Below are 19,747 nucleotides of genomic sequence, written 5' to 3' on the forward strand. Positions count from 1 at the left end.
CCCCGGAAATACGCGGGACTTTCACCTGCGGCGCACGAATTGCAGGAGTTAGGCGCGAAAAATGCGCCGCGACCTAGAGGAAGGGGTCGCCGATCAGGGTCTCGGCGCGCTCCCAAAGGCGCGCGGCCACCGCTCGGTCCCGCGAGGTGCGCGTTGCGGGCTGACGCACCGGGCGGCCGCGCAGCAGCAGGCTCGGGCCGAAGTAGTCGCCGCCGTTGGCATCCGGGTCGATCGCGGCCCGCACGGTGGACCAGGCGCCCTGCTGCTTGCTCTGGGCCCCGACGAGCAGCTGCAGCCCGTCGAGAACGCGTTTGCCACGCGACACCTCATTGACCGAACGGATGCCCAAGGTCAGCCCCGAAATGGAATATCCCGGATGCGCGACCAGCGACTGCACCATGCCGGCCCCATTGGCCCGCAGCCGCCGGTCAAGCTCGAATCCGAACACCTGCATGGCGATCTTGGACTGCGCGTACGCCTTCCAGCCGCTGTACGTGGTCGCCAGTTGCAGGTCGTCGAGCGAGGAGTCCATCAGCCGCGAGATCAGCGACCCGAGCGACACCACTCGGCTTCCCGGCGTGCGACGGAGCGCCATGAGCGAACCCGCGGTGAGGGCGAAATGCCCGAGAAAGTTCGTGGCGAACACGAGCTCGTTGCCGTCGAGGCTCACGACGCGATCGGTCGGCGGGTGCACGATACCGGCGTTCAAAATCAAGCCGTCGAGGCGGGGGAAGGCGCGCAGCGTCTCGCTGACCTCGCGCACCGACTGCAGATCCGAGACATCGAGCTGCAGCACCGAAACGGATGCCCCCGGCACCCGTAATCGGATGGCCGCCGCCGCCGCATCCGCTTTCACCGGGTTGCGGCAGGCGAGCACGACGTGCGCTCCCGCACCGGCGAGCTGCTCGCTGGTGAAGTAGCCGAGGCCGGCGTTGGCTCCGGTGACGACGAAGGTCTTGCCGGCCTGATCGGGCAGCGAGCGTGGGTTCCAGCTCACCCGACTACGAAGCCACGATCGGCGAAACGGCCGGCGCAGCGCCCGCCGCGCGCCCCGGCGCCACGGCCGGGCCGCCGGCGATTTTCACGTGATGATGAATGACCTCGGCGATGATGAAATTGAGAAACTTCTCGGCGAATGCCGGGTCGAGGTGCGCCTCTTCGGCGAGGCCGCGCAGCCGGTCGATCTGCATGAGCTCGCGGGCCGGATCGGCGGCCGGCAGTCCGTGGGCGGCCTTGAGCCGGCCCACCGACTGGGTGAATTTGAATCGCTCGGCCAGCAGGTGAATGAGCGCGGCATCGATATTGTCGATACTCTCGCGAATGCTGTGCAGCTGCTCGATTGCCGCAGCGTCGGCATCAGCGGGTAGTTCCTCGTGTGCGGCCATGGTTTTACGATAATGCATGCCCTAAGCGGATGCCGCCGCCTCCCGGCCGCGCGCCCCGAACGACCCGAGCCGCAACCGTTTTTGGGTCAGCAGGATGCCCAGCAGCACCAGGAGCGCCCCGGCCGGCTCGTGCCAGGAGAATGTTTCGGCGAGCACGAGCACTCCGAGCACCACTCCCACGACGGGCGTCACGTAGGTCACCGTGGACGCGTTGGTCGGCCCCCAGGCCCGCAACACGTTGATGTTCCAGATGTAGGCCAGGCCGGTGCCGAGCGCACCGAGCGCCAGCAGACACAGCACGATCGAATAGGTCAGCACCACCGGGCTCCAGGCCAGCACCGGGGTGAGCAGCAGCATGATGAACCCGGCGAGGCCGATGTTGAGAAAGGCGAAGGTCGACGCAGCTATCGGCCGCCCACTAAGAAAGCGGCGGGTGTAGCCGAAGGTGAAGCCGTAGCAGACGGCCGCGCCGAGGCAGGCGAGCTGGCCCCAGAGGTCGCCGGTGAGTGAGGAATACTGCCACGGACCAATGATCACGACGACACCGACGATGCCGAGCACGACACCGGCGACCTGCGCGCGCACGAGTTTCTCCACCCGAAAGGCGAGCGTCGCCATCACCGCCGTCATGATCGGGGTGACCGCGTTGTAAATGCTGGCCAGGCTCGACGAGACATACTGCTCGGCCCAAGCGAACAGCAGGTGTGGGATCACGCATCCGCTGACCGCGATCACCAGAAAGTGCAGCCAGACCACGCCCTCCCGCGGCAATACCGGCCCGGTCCCGATGCGCGGACGGCGCACCAGCACGATCAGCCCGAGCGTCAACCCGCCGAGAACCAGCCGTGACCAGGCGATCTGGCCGAAGCTGACGCCGTCGAGGGCGATCTTCATGAACAGAAAGCTCGCGCCCCAGATCAGGCCCATCCCGAGGAATTGCACCACGACGAGGGTCTTGCTGGCTGCAGGGGTCTGGGGCACTCCACGAGCCTATAGCGCAGGTCGCCCGCTGGAGGTCGGCACCAACTCGACGTCCGAAAAGCGCCGAAACATGGCAGCGGATGCCGCCCGCACGCCCTGCCCGTGGCCAATTCAGGAAATCCGGCCAGCCGGCCGCCGGCACCCCGCCCGGTTCCGTGCCTCAGACACTCGCGCCTGAGGTTTTTCCTGAATTAACCCCCAAACCCACCGGGTACGAGCGGATGCCGCCCCCGCTACGACGCGTCGGCCCCGGCATTGCGTTCGGTGTCGGTTCCGGCCGGGCGGCCGCCACGAATTCCGCCCTGCGGTCCGCCACCGACAATGGTGCCGCCGGGCGCAGCCGGGCGCCGGCTGCGGTAGGTCACGAATCGGCCAGGCATCGCGTTGAGACGAGCTTCCAACCCGGCACGCACCGCCGGCCATTCCTCAGCGAGGATCGAGTAGACGGCGCTGTCCCGCCAGGTACCGTCGGCGCGGGGACGATCGCGGCGCAGGATGCCCTCAAACGTGGCGCCGATGCCGAGGATGGCGGCGCGGGAACGAGCGTTGATGGCATCCGCTTGAATTTTGACCCGGCCGAAGCCGTTGTCGAAGGCCGTGCCGAGCACGAGCAGTTTGGTTTCAGCGTTGACGGCGGTGCCCCAAACGCGCGGGTCGTAGGCGGTCCAGCCGAGATGGATCGCCTCATTGACGACGTCGATGTCACCGAGGGTCGTGGTGCCGACGACGTCGCCGTCGTTCGGACCGCCGAGCAGGCGCACCACATAGGGCAGGCCTTCCCACTGAAAGTAGTCGTGCGCCCACTTAATGAAGCCCTCGCCCTGCCGCAGGGCAGCCGGGCCGCCGCCGTAGCCGGCGGCGAACACCTCCGGGTGCGCGATGGCACGCGCCAACTCGGGGAGCACTGCACTGCCGAGCGGTTGCAGCTGAACAAAGCGACCGGTCAGGGTCAGGGAATGGGGTCTCACGGCGTTCACTCGCCCAGTGTGACACGCCAAAGTGAGGAATCGTGCGCGGTTCGCGGCAACCCGCCGATAAATCTAGTCGATCAGGTCGTGACGCACCACGATGGCTTCACGGTCGGGCCCGACGCCGATCGCCGAAATGCGCGATCCGCTCATCGACTCGAGGGCGAGCACATAGTTTTGCGCTGCCTGCGGCAGTTCCTCGAAGGTGCGCATACCGGTGATGTCTTCGGTCCAGCCGGGAAAGTTCTCGTAGATCGGAACGGCGTGGTGAAAGTCGCTCTGTGAGACGGGCACCTCGTCGACGCGCACGCCGTCGACCGAGTAGGCCACGCAGACCGGGATCTCGGCCAGGCCGGTGAGCACGTCGAGTTTGGTCAGCACGAAGTCGGTGACACCGTTGACGCGCGCCGTGTAGCGGGCGATTGGGGCGTCGTACCAGCCGCAGCGACGTGGGCGACCGGTGGTGGTACCGAACTCGAAGCCGTTGGCGCGCAGGTATTCGCCCGACTCGTCGAACAGTTCGGTGGGGAACGGGCCGCTGCCGACCCGGGTCGTGTAGGCCTTGACCACGGCGATGACGCGGTCGATGCGGTTCGGAGCGATTCCGCTGCCCGTCACTGCGCCGCCCGAGGTGGCGTTCGACGACGTGACGAAGGGATAGGTACCGTGGTCGACGTCGAGCATGGTGGCTTGGCCGCCCTCGAACAAGACGGTCTTGCCGTCGTTGAGCGCCTGGTGCAGCAGCAGGGCGGTGTCGGCGACCATGGGGCGCAGACGCTCGGCGTAACCGAGCAGTTCGGTGACGATCTCCTCGGCCTCGATGGCGCGGCGGTTGTAGACCTTGACCAGCATGTGGTTCTTCTGGTCGAGGGCTCCCTCGACCTTCTGGCGCAAGATATTCTCATCAAACAGGTCCTGCACACGGATGCCGACGCGGTTGATCTTGTCGGCGTAGGCCGGGCCGATGCCGCGCCCGGTAGTGCCGATCTGACGCTTGCCGAGAAAACGCTCGGTGACCTTGTCGAGGGTGCGGTGATAGGCGGTGATGACGTGGGCGTTGAGGCTGACCTTGAGCCGGGAGACGTCGACGCCACGCTCGGACAGGGCGTCGAGCTCTTCGAACAGAACCTCGACATCGACGACGACGCCGTTGGCGATGACCGGGGTGACGCCGGGGCTCAAGATACCGGACGGCAGCAGGTGCAGGGCATACTTCTCATCGCCCACGACGACGGTGTGGCCGGCGTTGTTGCCGCCGTTGAACTTGACGACATAGTCGACCCGGCTGCCGAGCAGGTCGGTGGCCTTACCCTTGCCCTCGTCGCCCCACTGGGCTCCGATGAGTACGATCGCGGGCATTAGTCTTCTCCTCGAATAACAAAAGCTTCGGTGGGCGGCGCCGGGTCGAAACCCGGGCTGCCGGTGTGCAGCGTGGCGATAATGTCAATGGCGTTCGCGTCGGCATCCGTCAGAAAAGCCGTGAGGCGCACAACTTCGTCGGCCTCGCCGATCTCATCGGCAGCGCGGCGCAGCGCGAACAGGGCGCGGAGCACCCCGCGGTTGGGTTCGTGGCGCCACGGAATGGGGCCGTGGCCGCGCCAGCCGGCCTTGCGCAGGGCGTCGAGTCCGCGGTGGTAGCCGACCCGGGCGTAGGCGTAGGACTCCAGGATGCGACCCTCGTGGTGGGTGGCATCGGCTAGTTCGGCCCAGGCCAGCGGGGAGGTCGGGTGCACCTGCACCACGGTGGCGAGCTGGCTCCTCGCGGTTCGGCGCAGGGCCTCGAGCACCTCCGGTTCCGCGGGAAGAAGGGTCTCGGGCTCTGAAATCAAATTGTCGCCGGTCACACTGAATCCTACCAAGGCCGCGGTGCCCTCATCCCGGCGACGGGCCCGGCCGGCCTAAAACACCAGGCCTAAAACACCAGGTCTGGAACGCTAGTCCGGAACGCTAGGCCTGGCTTTGCTGTCGGGCCGCGACGCGCCAGCCACCGTTGACGAACAGGTAGGTCGTCGACATGTTCAGTTCGGCGACCTCCTCGCCGCGGCGGGCGATAGCCTTGTACACGACGACTCCGGCGTGCTCGCCGAGCCGGATGATGGCCGGTTCGTGGATGCCGTAGCTCTCCCACGGCGCCGCCTGGTCGAAGTAGGCGGTGACCTCGTCGCGGGTGATAATGGCGCCCGGCACGATCATCAGGCCGTCGTCGGTCATTTCGCGCTGGTAGTACGCGCCGCCCTCGCCGCCCAGGATGGCCTGCCAGCCGGCGTTTTCTTCGTGGAGGAGCCGGGCCGGAAGATCGTCAGTGATCGCAGTCATACCGCCACGCTAGCCCTTGCCGCGGCGGTTTGGTCAGAAAAATCAGAACCGGTGCTGAAGCACCCAGGCGTGCATGGTAACGGCAGCGGCGGCCGAGGCGTTGATCGACCGAGTCGATCCGAACTGGCTGATTTCGACGACGGCATCGGCGGCGGTGATGGCCTCGTCCGACAGTCCGGGGCCCTCCTGGCCGAACAGCAGCACGCAGCGTTCGGGAAAGCGGAACGTCTCGATGATGACGCTGCCTGGCACATTGTCAATGGCGATGATCGGCAGGTCACCCTGAGAACACCACTCAACGAACGCGGCGACATCCGGGTGGTGCAGCACGTGCTGGTAGCGGTCGGTGACCATGGCACCGCGCTTGTTCCAGCGCTTGCGGCCGATGATGTGCACGGTGTCGGCGCCGAAGGCGTTGGCGCTGCGCACGATCGAACCGATGTTCATGTCGTGCTGCCAGTTCTCAATGGCCACGTGAAACGGATGCCGGCGCTCATCGAGATCGGCCACGATCGCCGCCATGGTCCAGTATCTATACCGGTCGATCACGTTGCGAGTGTCGCCGTGCTCGAGCAGGTCAGCGTCGTACCGATCTTCGCTCGGCCACTCCCCCGGCCAGGGACCGACGCCGTAGGTCGAGCGTTCCGGCGTGGGGCTGCCGTTGGCCGGCACGTCGGCGGCGAACGTTGGGGCTGCTGATTCTGTCACTACCCAACCGTATCTTGCCGACCGCACCCCAATTCGGGGTTTCGGTGCGCCTAACTTCTGGCTAGGGTTTCGGTATGACTAAAACGGATGCCCCGGCCCCCGACCGCGTGCTCTCGCAAGCTCCCACCACCGTCGCCTCCAGCCGGCTGCTCTGGCTGCTCGGTCCGGCCCTCGTGGCCGGGGTCGCCTACCTCGACCCGGGCAACGTTGCGAGCAATATGACCGCCGGCGCACGGTACGGCTACCTGCTGGTCTGGGTGGTCGTGGCCGGCAACGTCATGGCGTGGCTCATCCAGTACCTTTCGGCCAAGCTCGGCATCGTCACCGGGGCGAGCCTGCCCGAGATTCTCGGGGTGCGCATGAAACGGCCGATGGCCAGGCGGCTGTACTGGGTGCAGGCCGAGTTGGTTGCCATGGCCACCGACCTCGCCGAGATCATCGGCGGGGCCGTCGCCCTCAACCTGCTGTTCAACCTGCCGCTGATCTGGGGCGGCGTGATCACCGGCACCATCTCGATGATCGTGCTTATGGTGCACTCCCGGCGGGGCCCGCGCATATTCGAGCGGGTCATCATCATGCTCATGCTCATCATCACCGTCGGTTTCACGGCGGGCGTCTTCATTTCTCCGCCCGACGGTGGCGGGGTGCTCGATGGTCTGGTGCCGCGGTTCGAGGGCTCCAACTCGGTGTTGCTCGCCGCGTCCATCCTCGGCGCCACGATCATGCCGCACGCCATCTATGCGCACTCCTCACTCACGCGTGACCGGTTTCCGGAGTGGCAGGGTACCGTCGCCACCCGCCGCCTGCTCTGGGCCACCAAGTGGGACGTCACCATCGCGATGGCGATCGCCGGAACGGTGAACCTGGCGATCCTGCTGCTCGCAGCATCCGCTTTGCAGGGTGTGGACGGAACCGACACCCTAGAAGGGGCCTATGCGGCGCTGAAAGACACGCTCGGGCCGATCGTCGCGACCCTGTTCGCGGTGGGGCTGCTCGCGTCGGGGCTCGCGTCGACCTCGGTCGGTGCCTATGCCGGTGCCGAGATCATGCACGGACTGCTGCACGTGCGCATCCCGTTGTTGCTGCGCCGACTGGTCACCCTGATTCCGGCGCTGATCATTCTCGGCGTGGGGTTCGACCCCACCCAGGCGCTCGTGCTCAGCCAGGTGGTGCTGTCGTTCGGTATTCCGTTCGCGCTGATTCCGCTGGTCTGGCTCACCGCCCAGCGCGGTCTGCTCGGAACCTTCACCAATCGGTGGTTCACCACGGCCGCCGGTGCCGTGTGTGCGCTAGCCCTCGTGGCGCTGAACCTGGTGCTGCTGGTGCTCGTGTTCGGCGAGTTCTAAGGGAAGCGGCGCCTGAACGGCTACCCTGAAACAGCTATGACCTATACGACCGGCGCGGCTGAGGACTACCTCAAGACCATCTATGCCCACACCGAGTGGCAGCCCGACCTGATCACGCCGTCCGTGCTGGCGGCACGGCTGGGCGTGGCGCCGTCATCCGTCACCGAGATGGTCAAGAAGCTCGCCGCGAACGGCCTCATCACCCACGTTCCGTACGGCCCGCTGGCCTTGACGGATGCCGGCCGCCTGCGTGCGACCGCCGTCGTGCGGCGGCATCGCCTGATCGAGGCCTGGCTGGTCGGCGAGATGGGCTACGACTGGGATCAGGTGCACGACGAGGCCGAGATTCTCGAGCACTCCATCTCGGATCGACTGCTCGAGGCGATCAACGCACGGCTCGGGTTTCCGGCGCACGATCCGCACGGTGATCACATTCCCGCCGCCGACGGCACCGTGGTGCGGCCGCCCGCACTTTTGCTGGCCGAGGCCGCGGTCGGGCATTGTGGCACGGTGCTGCGCATCAGCGACCGCGACCCGGCTGTGCTGCGTGAGCTCGCCGCCGACCTCATCGGGCCGGGCACCGAGTTCACGCTCGCGGCCCCGTTCACCATCGTTTTAGCGGATGGCCAGAGCCGGCTGGTCACGCCCGCTGCGACCGCCGCCATCTGGGTGACCGCCTGACGCGTGGCGGGCATCCGCTTATTCGTGCGATACCCGTAACCGTGGGGAAACGTCGCGCGGCTAGGCTGGGAGTCGACGAAATGGAGCGCCTGATGGCACGACGCGACGAAATCGAATGCTGGCTCACCGACATGGACGGTGTACTCGTGCACGAGAACCAGGCCCTCCCGGGGGCGGCCGAGCTGCTGCAGCAGTGGACCGACGCGGGCACGCCGTTTCTGGTGCTCACCAATAACTCCATCTTCACGCCCCGCGACCTGAGCGCCCGGCTGCGTTCGAGCGGGCTCAACGTGCCGGAGGACCGAATCTGGACCTCGGCACTCGCCACGGCCGACTTTCTGAAGTCACAGGTGTCCGGCGGCACCGCGTTCGTGATCGGCGAGGTCGGAATCACGACCGCTCTGCACGAAGCCGGGTTCATCATGACCGAGACCGACCCCGACTACGTCGTCGTCGGCGAGACGCGCAACTACTCGTTCGAGGCGATCACCAAGGCGATTCGGCTCATCCTGGCCGGAGCGCGGTTCATCGCGACGAACCCGGATGCGACCGGCCCGAGCAAGGATGGCCCGATGCCGGCGACCGGCGCCATTTCGGCGCTGATCTCCAAAGCCACCGGCATGGACCCCTACGTTGTCGGCAAACCCAATCCCATGATGTTCCGCTCGGCGATGAACAAGATCGGTGCCCACTCGGAGAACACCGGCATGATCGGTGACCGCATGGACACCGACATCGTCGCCGGCATCGAGGCCGGGCTGCACACCATCCTGGTGATGACCGGCATCAGCGACGAAGCCGAGATCAACCGCTACCCGTTCCGACCCGACGAGATCGTGGCCGGCGTGCACGAGCTCCTCGTCACCGAGCCGATCGAGAGCGACGAGATCTAGGCCGTAGTGGGGACGCTCGTTCCTACGGTGACGAGCACCTTGACCTGCTCGGGGTCGTCCGAGGCGCGAAATGCCTTGGCGGCATCGGCCAGATCGAAAGTGGCCGTGATGATCTCCTCGATCGGCACGGTCTTCGTCTGCAGCAAACGGATGGCCCGAGCCACGTCCTCACGCACGTACATCAGGTTTCCGCACAGGGTCAGCTCGCGGTCCTGCACCAGGTCGAGATCGACCAGAAGCGGTCGTAGGCACCGGGAACCGGTACCGCTATCCGTTCCAGAACAATGTCCGTGACGGAATTCACGACGACGCGACGGTTGGTGAGAACGGTCATGATCAGTACACCGTGTATCCGCCGTCGGCGACGAGCACCGAACCGGTGATGAACGACGCAGCCTCACTCGCGAGGAAGACGACACAGGGTGCGATCTCCTCGGGCAGGGCGAACCGCTTCTGGGGCGCGTCCTCGACCCAGTAACGCTGGAATTCCGGCCGGTCGACGGGAGCCATGTCCGTTTTTACGTAGCCGGGGGCGACCGCGTTGACCCGGATTCCCAGCGGCGCCCACTCGGCGGCCAGGGAACGGGTCAAATGATGCACCGCAGCCTTGGATGCGTTGTAGGCCGGCTGCATCTGCGGGCGGTTCACGATGATGCCCGACATCGAGCCGATGTTGACGATGGCACCCTTGCCCTCAGTGCGCATGTGCGCGCCCACCGAAAGGCTCGCCTTCCAGAGCGCACGCACGTTGAGGTCCCAGACCGCGGCCCACTCATCATCGGTCACATCGAACGCCGGTGCGTGGTAGCAGGTACCCGCGTTGTTCACCAGAATATCGATCTTGCCGAGGCCGGCGATGGCTTCCTCGGTCATGCGCGCGACCTGATCGTCCTTGGTGATGTCGGCCTGAATGGTGACGAAGTCGTGGCCGGCAGTCGCTGCCTCCACGGCGACGGCGGCGTTGCGCTCCGCGCTTCGCCCGGCGATCGCGACGTGCGCGCCGGCCTGGGCCAGCGCGAAGGCGAAGGCCTTGCCCAGTCCCTGGTTGCCGCCGGTGACCAGGGCGGTTTTGCCCTCGAGGCTGAATACGTCCATGGTGGTGCTCCGGTTTCTCTCTAAATTAGTTCGGGTAGACGATGGACTTGAGGCTGTCGTCGTTTCGATCACTGTCGAGGGCTTCCGCGACGTGCTCGAGGTCAAATTTGCCCGTCACGAGCGAGTCGAGGTCGACCTGGCCGGAAGCGACGAGGTGGATGGCCGTCGGCCAGGTGTCCACGTAGCGAAAGATGCCGGTGACCGTGATTTCCAGGTTCTGAATATGCGACACCGGCAGAATCATCTCGGGGATTCCCAGCCCCACCAGAACGACCGTGCCGGCCGGCCGTACCGAGCGGATGCCGCTGTCAACGGCCCGCGCAGACCCGCTCGCGTCGATGAACGCGTTCACGTCGAGGTTGAGTGTTGCCGGGTCCTCGGCCACCGGATCGATGACCCTGGTGGCGCCGAATTTCAAGGCCCGCTCCCGCTTCGCCGCGATGAGGTCGGAGACGATGATCTCGCTTGCCCCGAAGGCCCGCGCGGTCTGGGCGGTGATGATGCCGATCGGCCCGGCCCCGGCGATGAGGATCGACGAGCCCGGAACAATCTGGGCCTTACGGATACTCGCGATGGCGACGGAGAGAGGCTCCAGCAGGGCGGCAGCCTCAAAGGAGACCGAGTCGGGAATCGCGTGGGCGAATTCGGTCTGGATCGTCACGTAGCCGCAGAAGGCACCGTCGATGGGCGGTGTCGCGTAGAACTCCATCTTCGAGCACAGATTGTACCGACCGGCGCGGCATTCCCGGCACAGGCGGCAGGGACGCTGGGGTTCCACGGCCACCCGTTCCCCGATGCGGGCGGGGTCGACGTCGACTCCGACCCCCACGATGGTGCCGCTGAGCTCATGGCCGAGAACCAGGGGTGCGTCGACGATGAAGTCGCCGATTCGGCCTTCGCGGTAGTAATGCACGTCTGAGCCGCAGACGCCGACCGCGGCGACCTCGACCAGCACCTCGCCGGCACCGGCCGTGGGCACGGGTCGATCCTCAATCGTCAGCTCCTGTTGTTTCAGCAAAACGCTCGTGCGCATTGTCGTCGGCAGCGTGGGTGAACTGTCCATGACTAGTCTTCTCTCTGATAAGGATGTGATTCGTGGGGACTGAAAAAGAGGCCGCGTCCGGAGACGATATAGCCGGCACCACGCGAGACGGCCAGGGCGGCCACCGCACCCGTGACCCCGCCGTCCACGCCGACCGGCACGGTGCCGGCGAATCGGCCAACGGCCTCGAGACCGTGCAGGTCGTCCGCGATGCCCGACGTGCCGGTTCCGGTGGTGACGACCTTTCCCGTGGTTGCGAGAACCCGGTTCACGACGTCAAGGGAACCTTCGAGCGAGTGCGCGAGCTGGTCGATCGCGGCCGCTTCTCGACGAATGAAGGCGCGCGCGGATTCCAGCACCTCAACACCGTTGTCGCTCACATGAACCCCGAACGCTCTCTTTTGTCTAGATCTTCATCCTCGCGGCGCCGTACTCAAATGTCAAGTCACGCGCTCATATGAGAGAATCGTCTTGCGAACCTGAAATTCGGCGCAGAGTGGCGAGGCAGAGGAGAGTCATGAATATCGGTCCCAGCGAGCTCGTTCAAATGGCCTATGTGGCGCAGCAGCACTATCGTGTCGGAAAATCGCTCGTTGAAATCGCTGACGATATCGACATGTCCCGCTTCAAGGTCGCGCGACTTCTGGCCCGAGCCCGAGAGACCGGACTCGTCACCATTCGGGTGAACGCGCCGGGCACCCTGCACGCCGAACTTGCTCGCCGTCTGGCGGCGGCCTACGGGCTGAACCGGGCGATCGTGGCCAACACGACCACCGATCTCAGCCCGGCTATTCGGGCGGAACTGGGTCGGATCACGGCCAATCTGCTGACCGAGATCGTCACGGAATCCGACGTGCTTGGCATCGCCAGCGGGCGCACCCTCACGGCCATCGTCGACCAACTCGACCGGCTCGCGCCCTGCGATGTCGTGCAGCTCACCGGCATGGCCGGCGACCCGAACCAGACGTCCAGCGACCTGGTGCGGCGCATCTGCGAGATTTCGGGCGGTCGACCGTTTCCGATCTACGCCCCCCTCGTGGTCTCCGATCCGCAGGCCGCTGAAGCGTTCAAGCGCCAGGCATCCGTTCAAGCCACCTTCCAGCGGATGAGCCGGGTGACGAAGGCGGTGCTCGCGGTCGGCAGTTGGGAGCCGCCGGAGTCCCAGTTGAGCGACGCCCTCAGCGACGACGAGCGCGCCGAGTTGCTCGCCCGCGGCGTTCGCGCCGAAATCAGCGCGACCCTGCTCGACGAACGCGGCCAGCGGGTACCTGCGCTGGAAGGACGCACGCTCGCGATCGACGTAGAGGCGCTGCGCAACATTCCCGAAGTCATCGTCGTGGCCGGTGGCGCCCAGAAGACGGAGGCCTTGCGGGCGGCGCTGAACACCGGGGTCGTCACCATCCTGGCCACCGATTCGCATATGGCCCAGCGGCTGTTGGACGGCGCGCCGCGCGCCAGGTGAACCCCCGGGAGCAAATGCGTGGTGCCGCGGTCGAGAGAATTCTCGACCGCGGCACCACGTTTGTGTTCGGGTAGGCGGTGCCTTACTCGCCCTGACCTGGCAGGTTCTCGAAGGCGATATCGCCCGTGATGAGGTTGCCGGCGATCAGCTCGCTGAGAGCGTCGAGGAAGGTCGGGCGGTCGGACACGACGTGCTCGATGGCGTCACCGACATTGTCGGTGGTGATCGGGGGCATGAGGTAGAGGAGGTTCTTGTCGACCTCTTCGCCGCGGGCGATCTTGGCAGCGACGGCGACACCCGTGGCGAGCTGGACGGTGCCGTTCTGCAGGCTGGTCCCGATGAAATCGCCGTTCTCGACGGCGTTGAGGCCGTCTTCGATTCCGTCGATGCCCACGACCGGTACACCCTCGATGCCGGCTTCGCGCAGGGCCTGCACGGCACCGAGACCCATGTCATCGTTCTGAGCGATCACACCATCGATCTCGCCGCCGAACGCGGAGATCCAGTTCTTCACCTTGTTGATGGCTTCGTCGCGGCTCCAGTTGGCCGTGTCCTTGGCGAGAACGGTGATTCCCGGGTTTTCGGCCAGCACGTTGTCGATTCCCTGGCCGCGGTTGATCTCACCGGATCCACCGAGCGGTCCCTGCAGGATCACCACGTTGCCGGAACCACCGAGCGCCTCCATCATCATTTCAGCTTCCTGCTCGCCTGCCGCGACGTCGTCGGGCTGAACACTGCCGGCGACCTCGGAGTTGTTCAGGGTGGCATTCACGTCGAGGAAGGGGATGCCGGCTGCCTTCGCAGCCGCGACCTGCGGCTGGAGGGTCTCGAGCTGCACCGGAACGACGACGATGGCGTCAACTGCGGCACTGATGTACTGGTCGATCTGGTTGGCCTGGGTTCTGACGTCCATTCCCGCTGAATTCCAGAGAATGTCGATGTCGTTCTCTTCGGCGTAGCGGTCGATGCCTTCTTTGCCCTCGGTGATAAACGACGACATGTCATAGACCGTCACACCGATAGTGACTCGGTCGCCCGCGTCGTCGCCCTGATTGGCGGTGGGGTCCCCTGCCCCGCACGCGGTGAGCGAGAGCGCTGTCAGCCCGGCGATCGCGATTCCGGTCGCGCGACGGATAGTGCGTGTGATCTTCATTGATTCCTCCGTGTTGGGTTCCCGGTGCCGGGAGTGCGTGGCGCCAGCGCGAATGCGCGTGGGCCAAGTGCGTGGTGACGAAACTAAACGGGCCGTTTGGAGGCCCACACGTCGACGGCGACGGCCGTGACGATGAGCATCCCCTTGATGACGTCCTGCCAGTAGGCGGGAACGGTGAGAATGTCGAGTCCGTTGTTGAGGGTTTGGATGAGCAGAAGGCCCAGCGCCGTGCCCCAGATGGTGCCCCGGCCACCGAGCAGGCTGGCTCCGCCGATCACGACCGCCGCGATGGCATCGAGTTCGTACCCCTGGCCCAGGTTCGGTGACCCGCTGATCACGCGGGATGAGAGCATGATTCCGGAAAGCCCCGCGAGCGCTCCGCTGATCGCGTAGACGCTGAACAGGATGCGTCCCGTCTTGACCCCCGCGATCTCGGCGGCCAGGCGGTTGCCGCCCACCGCATAGACGCGCATGCCGTAGGCGGTGCGCTTCATCAGGATTCCGAAACCCACGATGCTGACAATCATCAGGATCACGGGGATCGTCAGCCCGAAGATTTCGGTGTTGGCGATCTGACCATAGGCAGCCGGCAGTCCGTTGATCGGTGCGCCACCACCGACGACGAATGCGAGGCCGGAGGCCAGGGTGAGCATGCCCAGGGTGGCGATGAACGGTGGCACGTTGATGATCGAGACCACCAGCCCGTTGATCGAGCCGGCGATCAGCCCGACGGCCACGGCAACCAGCAATGCCAGCCAGACGCGATCGGGGAAGGTTTTGGCGGTCAGTGCCCCCGACATGGCGCTGAGGGCGATGATGCTGCCCACCGACAGGTCGATACCGCCAGTGAGGATGACGAGGGTCTGGCCGAGAGCGATGAGGGCGAACGGTGCGGCAGCGATGAGGATCGTGACGACGTTGTCGACGGTCCCGAACCGGGCGCTGCGATAGAGGAAGAACGAGATAATGAGCACCATCACGATGACCATCGCGTAGCGCACCGCAAGGTCCTGCAACCATTTTGCGGAGAAACGCCGCGTGGTGTCCTGGGTAATTGTCATGCTCAGTTGTCCTTCTGATTGTTCGTGGACGGGTCGGCGGGGTCGGGGTCGGAGGATTCGATGCCCTCGAGTCCGCTGGCCAGCCGAAAGATGGTGTCCTGCACGCCTGGATGCGCCAGTTGCTCGGAATCGAGCTCACCGGCGATGATGCCGTTGCGCAGGACGAGCGCCCGATGGGACAAGCTCAGGATCTCCGGCATGTCGCTGGAGGCCATGACCACCGCCATCCCTTGCTCAGCGAGGTCCACGATGATGCGGTAAATCTCGCTGCGAGCGCCGACGTCAACGCCACGGGTTGGTTCATCGAGGATGAGAACATCTACGGGGGAGGTGAGCCAGCGCGCCAGCACGACCTTCTGCTGATTGCCACCGGAGAGCGTCTCCATCGATTGGTCGAGCCCGCGGCTGCGCAGCTTGACGGCGTCCATGGCCTCGCGCACCTGCGACCGGCGAAAGCCCTGTCGAAGCAGTCCGCCAACCGAGAATTTGTCCATCCGGGGCAGTGTGGCGTTGTCGAGTACGCTCATCGACAGCACGGCTCCGGCACCCTTGCGGTCCTCCGGAACGAAGGCCATGCGAGCCGCAATCGCTGCTGCGGGCGTGCCTCCCTTGATCGTGGTTCCCTTGACCCTGATCGAACCGGCGGTGCTCTTACGAATACCAAACACCGTTTCCAGCAATTCCGTGCGGCCGGCCCCGACGAGTCCGGCCAGACCGACGATCTCGCCCCGCCTCACAGTGAGGCTGAGCGGCGCGGCCGCGCCGGACACGTGCAGGTTGTCGATCTCGAGCACGGCTTCCGTACCGGGCTCCGGCAGGGCGGGAAAGAGGCCTTCGAGCTCACGACCGATCATGGCCGTGACGATGTCATCGTCGGTGAGGTTGCGCAGGGCCTCGTCGAGCACGAGCTCGCCGTCCCGCAAGACCAGGACGCGGTCCGCGAGAGCGCGCATTTCTTCCATTTTGTGGGTCGTGAAAAGCAGGGCCACACCGCGGTCGCGCAGTGTGCGCATCACCTCGATCAGTTTTCCGACTTCACGCTCGGCGATGGCGCTGGATGGCTCGTCGAGCAGGATGACGCGAGCTCCGGTGTTGGTCGCCTTGACGATTTCCACGATTTGCCGCAAACCGACGGGGAGGCTGCCCATGCGCCGCGTCGGCTCGATGTCGACGCCGAAGACGTGCAGAATCTGTCGGGCCGATTCAATCATCGCCCGGCGTCGCAGGCCGAACGGTCCGCTCAATTCGCGCCCGATGAAGATGTTCTCGTAGACCGTCATCTCCAGCACGGAGGCCAGTTCCTGGGGAACGATCGCCACCCCGAGCCGGTAGGCCGCTTGCGGGTTGCCGCTCGGAAGGCGTTCGCCACGCACGAGCACCTCGCCGGAGTCCGGCCGGTACTGCCCGGACGCGATCTTCATCAGCGTAGACTTTCCGGCGCCGTTCTCACCTGCCAGTGCGGTGATCGTTCCCGGAGCGAGCGAGAGGGAGATGCCCTTGAGCACCGGAATCCCACCAAATGCCTTGGTCAGATCGCGGCATTCCAAGGTGCCCAGTTCATCTGCCATCAGCCTCACCTTTCGTGCAAGGAGAGCTGGCGATAGAGCCTCTTTGCGATCAACCATCGAAAACGAATGTTTTCAAACTCTAACCACAAAAAATACATATGTGAAACCACCATGCACAAATGAGCGAAGTGCTACCCTTGAGCGCAGGCAAACTCAATGGAAGAGAGTTGCGTTGAAACGGAACGATGAAGAGCGTATGGCCGACGTCGCAACGCGTCACTTCATTGGCAACCTCTCGAGGATCGAAATCGCCGAGGAACTGGGAATCTCTCGATTCAAGGTGGCCCGGTTGCTCGAGCAGGCCATTGAACTGGGAATTGTCACGATTGATATCGGCCTGCCCGGTGTCGTGGACCTCGACCTGTCCATTGCCCTGCAGAAACGATTCGGGCTCAAACGCGCGATCGCCGTGATGACCCCCAGTCCGCGACCCGAGGTCGTGCAAGAGGCGTTGGGTCGGGTCGGCGCTCAGCTGCTGAGCGAAATCCTCGTCGACGGCGACGTCCTGGGCGTTACCGCCGGGCGTACGCTCAGCCACATGGCGCACCACATCGGTGAGATCGCCCGCTGCGAGGTCGTACAACTGGCCGGGGTTGCCGGGCCGGTTCGCGAGAACGGCATCGATATCGTGCGCCGCATCGCCCTGGCATCCGGTGGAAACGCCTATCCGATTTTCGCCCCCCTCCTGGTGAAAGATCGCGCCACAGCGATCGCGCTGCGCAGTGATCCGGTCATCCACGAGACGTTTCGACGTTTCGACGGGGTCACCAAGGCCGTCGTCGCGATCGGAAGCTGGAACCCGCCGGATTCCCAGCTGTATGACAACGCCCGGAATATCGGCGTACTCGATGACCTCCTCCGCCGAAACGTTCTGGCCGAGGTGGCAGCGACCCTGCTCGATTCACGCGGCCAGGAAATAGATGCCGTGGCCGACCGCTCGGTCGCCATCAGCTCGGCGCAACTGCATGCCATCCCCGATGTCATCGGCCTGGCCGGAGGCACCCTGAAGGCCGCGGCGGTGCGCAGTGCAATCGACAGCGGACTGGTCACCTCGCTCGTCACCGATACCGGTTTGGCGCAACGGCTGTTGAGCCAGCCGGCGTAGGGTGCGCCGTCGGCACGACCTCGTACTCACCATCAGACCTGGAGTAGACACATGCATGCAGACAGCACCGCCCAGACCATCGTCATTGATGGTGGCTATACCGCCTTGTAGGCCGGGCGTCAGGCGGTCGGGCCGGGCCCCTTGATGCTCGCGGTGAGCGGCTCGGCCGAGGCTCGGCTCACGAAGCAGTAGTAGTTGCGCGGTTCAGCGCTCCACTGCTCGGCGGTGATCGGGTAGCTGCCCTGCATCTGCAGGTTCGGGTAGGCGCCGGCCGCGGTCAGGTCGAGGATGCCGGGCGCCGTGCAGAGCAGGTTGATCTGGGCGGCCAGGGCGGCCTCGCCGGGAAACACGGTGGTCGCGTCGCCGCCGAAGTTTCCGCGATAGACCAGCTGGGCGGTGTGCTCGGCAGCGCAATCGACGACGGTGAAGTCTTCCTCCCACGGTGACGCATACGGTTCGAGGCACTCGCCCCCGAACAGGGTGTTCCACTCGTGCACACCGGCGGGCTGCGCGGCCGCGATCTCCGGGATGGGCGTTGGAGTCGGGGTGGGCGTCGGCGCAGCGGATGCCGTCGGTGCCGGTGCGGCTGCGGGGCTCGGGACGAGCCGCTGGCCCAGAAAGTACAGCCCGACGAGCACGATGAGGGCGAGCAGCCCGACGGCCGTCCAGATCAGGGTGGCCTGGGTCGTTCCGGGGGCGCTACGGCGCGAGCGGTGGCGGCTCGGTGGCTCAAGGCCAGCGTCGACGTTGCCGGCGGTGGAATCCGGTTTCGTCAGGAGCACCGTCGGCTGATCGGCAGCGGTTTCACCCAGGCGGATGCCCGGCGCCGGGTCGGGCGCGTCGGCCTCGGTGTCAGAGACGGGCAGGAGCACCGTGGCGATCGCGGAGGGCGGCTCAATACTTTCTGGCTGGACAGCGACTGATTCAACCGGTTCAACGGCGATGGGTTCGACGGCGGCCGGCTCGACGACGAGCGCGTCGTGCCGTTCCGGCTCGACGTCGGCCGGCGGAAGGTCAGGCTCACTGGTCACAGTGTCAGCAGGAGCGCCGGCCTCAGCGGACTGGGGGTCAGCGGCATCAGCGGCGTCGGGCTCAGTGGCAACCGGTTGCGGCAGCGGAGTCGTCCACCAGGGGGCCGGCCCTGCTGGAGCGGCAGCAACGGGCGGTGCGATCGGTTCGACGATCGGTTCGACGACCGGTTCGACAGCTGGTTCAGCCACCGGTTCAGCGGAGCGACGAGCGCGGCGACCGAATCGGGTCGCGGGCGCCGGGGCATCCGCTTGTTCGGCGGCCGTCGGTGTCGCTGGCGACTCCTCGGAGTCGAGGCCAGCATCAGCGTCGATAGTGCCATCGGCCGGGTCGGTCTGGGGGTTCGGGTCGAGCTGCGACGCGAGCCAGTCGATTCCGCGCTCGTCGTCGTCTGGTGACACTAGTTCAGCCCCAGGTCCTCAAGGGAGATCGCGGCGAAGTACGGGTAGCCGGCGGCCTCGATCACTTCGCGGGCACCGGTGTTGCGGTCGACGACAACGGCGACGCCGGCGATCTCGGCACCAACCTTGAGTAGGGCTTCGATGGCGGCGAGGGGCGATCCACCGGTGGTCGAGGTGTCTTCGAGCACGATCACGCGCTTGCCGGCGAGGTCAGGTCCCTCAACCTGGCGGCCGCGGCCGTGGTCCTTCGGTTCCTTGCGCACGACGAAGGCGTCATAGCTCAAGCCTTGGGCGGCGCCCTGGTGCATAACGGCTGCGGCGATCGGGTCAGCGCCCATAGTCATGCCACCGACAGCGACGACGTCGGGAACGTTCTTAATGAGGTCGAGCATGACCTGCCCGATCAGCGGGGCGACTCGGTGATCGAGGCTCACCCGGCGCAGGTCCACGTAGTACGTGGCTTTCTTACCACTTGTGAGAACGAAGTCTCCGTGAAAAACGGCCTCGGCCGAGATGAAGTCGATGAGTTTCTGCCGTGTATCAGTCACACAGG

At 65.7% G+C, this 19,747-nt stretch carries 23 protein-coding genes; 5 read left to right on the forward strand and 18 right to left on the reverse strand.

Going from position 1 to position 19,747, the window contains the following annotated elements; all coding sequences use genetic code 11:
• Window positions 1-73: 73 nt before the first annotated feature.
• From BMW72_RS10615 to BMW72_RS10650, 8 genes are all read right to left on the reverse strand, one after another.
• Window positions 74-997 (reverse strand): SDR family NAD(P)-dependent oxidoreductase, encoded by a 924-nt coding sequence (locus BMW72_RS10615; RefSeq protein ID WP_092110347.1) that lies wholly within the window; start codon window positions 995-997, stop codon window positions 74-76.
• Window positions 998-1,001: 4 nt separating this feature from the next.
• Window positions 1,002-1,385, reverse strand: coding sequence for a chorismate mutase (locus tag BMW72_RS10620; protein ID WP_092110349.1), 384 nt, complete (start codon window positions 1,383-1,385; stop codon window positions 1,002-1,004).
• A 21-nt stretch (window positions 1,386-1,406) separates the two neighbouring features.
• On the reverse strand, window positions 1,407-2,366 hold the full coding sequence (locus BMW72_RS10625) for a DMT family transporter (RefSeq protein WP_479684265.1): 960 nt from the start codon (window positions 2,364-2,366) through the stop codon (window positions 1,407-1,409).
• 233 nt (window positions 2,367-2,599) lie between these two features.
• Complete coding sequence (locus tag BMW72_RS10630) at window positions 2,600-3,343, reverse strand: GNAT family N-acetyltransferase (RefSeq protein ID WP_092110351.1); 744 nt, start codon at window positions 3,341-3,343, stop codon at window positions 2,600-2,602.
• Between the two features lie 63 nt (window positions 3,344-3,406).
• Window positions 3,407-4,693, reverse strand: coding sequence for an adenylosuccinate synthase (locus BMW72_RS10635; protein WP_092110353.1), 1,287 nt, complete (start codon window positions 4,691-4,693; stop codon window positions 3,407-3,409).
• On the reverse strand, window positions 4,693-5,178 hold the full coding sequence (locus BMW72_RS10640; RefSeq protein ID WP_092110355.1) for a DUF3151 domain-containing protein: 486 nt from the start codon (window positions 5,176-5,178) through the stop codon (window positions 4,693-4,695). The genes BMW72_RS10635 and BMW72_RS10640 overlap by 1 nt, the downstream gene beginning before the upstream one ends.
• Window positions 5,179-5,281: 103 nt before the next feature.
• The gene (locus BMW72_RS10645) at window positions 5,282-5,650 is read right to left on the reverse strand and encodes a DUF4440 domain-containing protein (protein WP_092110357.1); all 369 of its coding nucleotides are present in this window, start codon (window positions 5,648-5,650) and stop codon (window positions 5,282-5,284) included.
• Window positions 5,651-5,692: 42 nt separating this feature from the next.
• Window positions 5,693-6,358 (reverse strand): TrmH family RNA methyltransferase, encoded by a 666-nt coding sequence (locus BMW72_RS10650; RefSeq protein ID WP_370448761.1) that lies wholly within the window; start codon window positions 6,356-6,358, stop codon window positions 5,693-5,695.
• A 74-nt stretch (window positions 6,359-6,432) separates the two neighbouring features.
• Here BMW72_RS10650 and BMW72_RS10655 point away from each other — a divergent pair, with 74 nt between their 5' ends.
• The 3 genes from BMW72_RS10655 to BMW72_RS10665 all read left to right on the forward strand — a co-directional run bounded on the left by BMW72_RS10655 (window position 6,433) and on the right by BMW72_RS10665 (window position 9,278).
• Entirely contained in the window at window positions 6,433-7,704 is a 1,272-nt protein-coding gene (locus BMW72_RS10655; protein ID WP_092110359.1) for an Nramp family divalent metal transporter, read from the forward strand.
• Between the two features lie 36 nt (window positions 7,705-7,740).
• Window positions 7,741-8,385: a metal-dependent transcriptional regulator gene (locus BMW72_RS10660; protein ID WP_092110361.1), complete on the forward strand. Its 645-nt coding sequence runs from the start codon at window positions 7,741-7,743 to the stop codon at window positions 8,383-8,385.
• A gap of 92 nt (window positions 8,386-8,477) precedes the next feature.
• Window positions 8,478-9,278 (forward strand): HAD-IIA family hydrolase, encoded by an 801-nt coding sequence (locus tag BMW72_RS10665; protein WP_092110363.1) that lies wholly within the window; start codon window positions 8,478-8,480, stop codon window positions 9,276-9,278.
• Here the strand turns inward: BMW72_RS10665 and BMW72_RS10670 are convergent.
• Genes BMW72_RS10670 through BMW72_RS10685 form a run of 5 tightly spaced genes read right to left on the reverse strand, consistent with a single transcriptional unit; the run spans window position 9,275 to window position 11,795 of the window.
• Entirely contained in the window at window positions 9,275-9,460 is a 186-nt protein-coding gene (locus BMW72_RS10670) for a hypothetical protein (protein ID WP_134361243.1), read from the reverse strand. The genes BMW72_RS10665 and BMW72_RS10670 overlap by 4 nt on opposite strands.
• 17 nt (window positions 9,461-9,477) lie before the next feature.
• Window positions 9,478-9,612 (reverse strand): hypothetical protein, encoded by a 135-nt coding sequence (locus BMW72_RS19515; protein ID WP_277871557.1) that lies wholly within the window; start codon window positions 9,610-9,612, stop codon window positions 9,478-9,480.
• Window positions 9,613-9,614: 2 nt separating this feature from the next.
• Window positions 9,615-10,373: an SDR family NAD(P)-dependent oxidoreductase gene (locus tag BMW72_RS10675; protein WP_092110366.1), complete on the reverse strand. Its 759-nt coding sequence runs from the start codon at window positions 10,371-10,373 to the stop codon at window positions 9,615-9,617.
• A gap of 25 nt (window positions 10,374-10,398) precedes the next feature.
• Window positions 10,399-11,436 (reverse strand): NAD(P)-dependent alcohol dehydrogenase, encoded by a 1,038-nt coding sequence (locus tag BMW72_RS10680; RefSeq protein WP_092110368.1) that lies wholly within the window; start codon window positions 11,434-11,436, stop codon window positions 10,399-10,401.
• Window positions 11,437-11,438: 2 nt separating this feature from the next.
• Window positions 11,439-11,795, reverse strand: a complete 357-nt coding sequence (locus BMW72_RS10685) for a hypothetical protein (protein ID WP_092110370.1) — start codon at window positions 11,793-11,795, stop codon at window positions 11,439-11,441.
• A 137-nt stretch (window positions 11,796-11,932) separates the two neighbouring features.
• On the opposite strand from BMW72_RS10685, the gene BMW72_RS10690 reads away from it, so the two are divergent.
• Window positions 11,933-12,877 (forward strand): sugar-binding transcriptional regulator, encoded by a 945-nt coding sequence (locus tag BMW72_RS10690; RefSeq protein WP_166787781.1) that lies wholly within the window; start codon window positions 11,933-11,935, stop codon window positions 12,875-12,877.
• 82 nt (window positions 12,878-12,959) lie between these two features.
• On the opposite strand, the gene BMW72_RS10695 is transcribed toward BMW72_RS10690, so the two are convergent.
• The 3 genes from BMW72_RS10695 to BMW72_RS10705 form a co-directional block, all read right to left on the reverse strand.
• Window positions 12,960-14,030, reverse strand: a complete 1,071-nt coding sequence (locus tag BMW72_RS10695) for a substrate-binding domain-containing protein (protein WP_092110374.1) — start codon at window positions 14,028-14,030, stop codon at window positions 12,960-12,962.
• Window positions 14,031-14,113: 83 nt separating this feature from the next.
• A complete protein-coding gene (locus tag BMW72_RS10700; RefSeq protein ID WP_092110376.1) occupies window positions 14,114-15,091 on the reverse strand; it encodes an ABC transporter permease in 978 nt (325 codons plus the stop codon).
• Window positions 15,092-15,093: 2 nt separating this feature from the next.
• Window positions 15,094-16,659 carry a sugar ABC transporter ATP-binding protein gene (locus BMW72_RS10705; protein ID WP_092110378.1) on the reverse strand — a complete coding sequence of 522 codons (1,566 nt, stop codon included), beginning with the start codon at window positions 16,657-16,659 and terminating at the stop codon, window positions 15,094-15,096.
• A 196-nt stretch (window positions 16,660-16,855) separates the two neighbouring features.
• Here BMW72_RS10705 and BMW72_RS10710 point away from each other — a divergent pair, with 196 nt between their 5' ends.
• On the forward strand, window positions 16,856-17,764 hold the full coding sequence (locus BMW72_RS10710) for a sugar-binding transcriptional regulator (protein WP_166787780.1): 909 nt from the start codon (window positions 16,856-16,858) through the stop codon (window positions 17,762-17,764).
• Window positions 17,765-17,883: 119 nt separating this feature from the next.
• On the opposite strand, the gene BMW72_RS10715 is transcribed toward BMW72_RS10710, so the two are convergent.
• Both BMW72_RS10715 and pyrE read right to left on the reverse strand, forming a co-directional pair.
• Window positions 17,884-19,194: a hypothetical protein gene (locus BMW72_RS10715; protein ID WP_092110380.1), complete on the reverse strand. Its 1,311-nt coding sequence runs from the start codon at window positions 19,192-19,194 to the stop codon at window positions 17,884-17,886.
• Window positions 19,194-19,742: an orotate phosphoribosyltransferase gene (pyrE, locus tag BMW72_RS10720; protein ID WP_092110382.1), complete on the reverse strand. Its 549-nt coding sequence runs from the start codon at window positions 19,740-19,742 to the stop codon at window positions 19,194-19,196. Before pyrE ends, BMW72_RS10715 begins: the two co-directional genes overlap by 1 nt.
• Between the last annotated feature and the right edge of the window lie 5 nt (window positions 19,743-19,747).

The sequence above is a fragment of the Cryobacterium luteum genome (assembly GCF_900110125.1).
Classification (GTDB): Bacteria; Actinomycetota; Actinomycetes; order Actinomycetales; family Microbacteriaceae; genus Cryobacterium; species Cryobacterium luteum.

What these genes read in the sequence shown, in the direction of transcription:
- BMW72_RS10655 (WP_092110359.1), top strand. Translation starts at nt 6,433, where the DNA reads ATGACTAAAACGGATGCCCCGGCCCCCGACCGCGTGCTCTCGCAAGCT.
- BMW72_RS10645 (WP_092110357.1), bottom strand. Translation starts at nt 5,650, where the DNA reads ATGACTGCGATCACTGACGATCTTCCGGCCCGGCTCCTCCACGAAGAA.
- BMW72_RS10670 (WP_134361243.1), bottom strand. Translation starts at nt 9,460, where the DNA reads ATGTACGTGCGTGAGGACGTGGCTCGGGCCATCCGTTTGCTGCAGACG.
- BMW72_RS10690 (WP_166787781.1), top strand. Translation starts at nt 11,933, where the DNA reads ATGAATATCGGTCCCAGCGAGCTCGTTCAAATGGCCTATGTGGCGCAG.
- BMW72_RS10705 (WP_092110378.1), bottom strand. Translation starts at nt 16,659, where the DNA reads ATGGCAGATGAACTGGGCACCTTGGAATGCCGCGATCTGACCAAGGCA.
- BMW72_RS10680 (WP_092110368.1), bottom strand. Translation starts at nt 11,436, where the DNA reads ATGGACAGTTCACCCACGCTGCCGACGACAATGCGCACGAGCGTTTTG.
- BMW72_RS10695 (WP_092110374.1), bottom strand. Translation starts at nt 14,030, where the DNA reads ATGAAGATCACACGCACTATCCGTCGCGCGACCGGAATCGCGATCGCC.
- BMW72_RS10635 (WP_092110353.1), bottom strand. Translation starts at nt 4,693, where the DNA reads ATGCCCGCGATCGTACTCATCGGAGCCCAGTGGGGCGACGAGGGCAAG.
- BMW72_RS19515 (WP_277871557.1), bottom strand. Translation starts at nt 9,612, where the DNA reads ATGACCGTTCTCACCAACCGTCGCGTCGTCGTGAATTCCGTCACGGAC.
- BMW72_RS10620 (WP_092110349.1), bottom strand. Translation starts at nt 1,385, where the DNA reads ATGGCCGCACACGAGGAACTACCCGCTGATGCCGACGCTGCGGCAATC.
- BMW72_RS10660 (WP_092110361.1), top strand. Translation starts at nt 7,741, where the DNA reads ATGACCTATACGACCGGCGCGGCTGAGGACTACCTCAAGACCATCTAT.
- BMW72_RS10675 (WP_092110366.1), bottom strand. Translation starts at nt 10,373, where the DNA reads ATGGACGTATTCAGCCTCGAGGGCAAAACCGCCCTGGTCACCGGCGGC.
- BMW72_RS10665 (WP_092110363.1), top strand. Translation starts at nt 8,478, where the DNA reads ATGGCACGACGCGACGAAATCGAATGCTGGCTCACCGACATGGACGGT.
- BMW72_RS10700 (WP_092110376.1), bottom strand. Translation starts at nt 15,091, where the DNA reads ATGACAATTACCCAGGACACCACGCGGCGTTTCTCCGCAAAATGGTTG.
- BMW72_RS10710 (WP_166787780.1), top strand. Translation starts at nt 16,856, where the DNA reads ATGGCCGACGTCGCAACGCGTCACTTCATTGGCAACCTCTCGAGGATC.